Raw genomic sequence first — 508 nt, 5'->3', positions numbered from 1 at the left:
CGCCGCGCCCCGCGCGAGCGGGGCGCGGCCCACCGCCGCCCCGACCGCGACGCCCACCGCGACGCCCACCGCGACGCCCACCGCGACGCCCACCGCGACGCCCACCGCGACGCCCACCGCGACGCCCACCGCGACGCCCACCGCCTCCCGCGCCGGCGCGCCGAAGCTCGCGCGCGGCACGCGCGGCGCCCGCCACGTCCTCGTCGCCCAGGGCACGCTCACCGCCGTGGACGCCGCCGCCCGCACCGTGACCCTGACCGTGCAGGGCGGGCGCGACAAGGCCCTGCGCGGCAAGGCGCTGACGGTGGCGGTGGCCGCGACCGCCACCGTGCGCCGCGAGGGCGCCCTCGTGGAGCTGTCCGCGCTGCGCGTCGGCGACCGCGTGAACGTCCAGGGCACCCGTCCCGCCGACGGCACCGCCACCGCCACCCGCCTCACCGCCGGCACCCGCGACGCGGGCGAACCCACCGCGCAGCCCACCAGCACGCCCACCGCGCAGCCCACCGGC

The 508-nt window shown here is 82.7% G+C and carries 1 protein-coding gene and 1 pseudogene; one reads left to right on the top strand and one right to left on the bottom strand.

Annotated features, from left to right (window positions below; translation table 11 throughout):
- The coding region (locus GTR00_RS23215) for a hypothetical protein (protein ID WP_205706448.1) at positions 1–222 on the bottom strand (222 nt) is incomplete at its 3' end.
- A 4-nt stretch (positions 223–226) separates the two neighbouring features.
- Here GTR00_RS23215 and GTR00_RS23210 point away from each other — a divergent pair.
- A pseudogene (locus GTR00_RS23210) lies at positions 227–508 on the top strand (hypothetical protein); the annotation flags it as partial.

Origin of the sequence: Kineococcus indalonis (assembly GCF_009906395.1) — a bacterium.
Classification (GTDB): domain Bacteria; phylum Actinomycetota; class Actinomycetes; order Actinomycetales; family Kineococcaceae; genus Kineococcus; species Kineococcus indalonis.
This window is presented reverse-complemented; position numbering and strand designations above follow the sequence as displayed.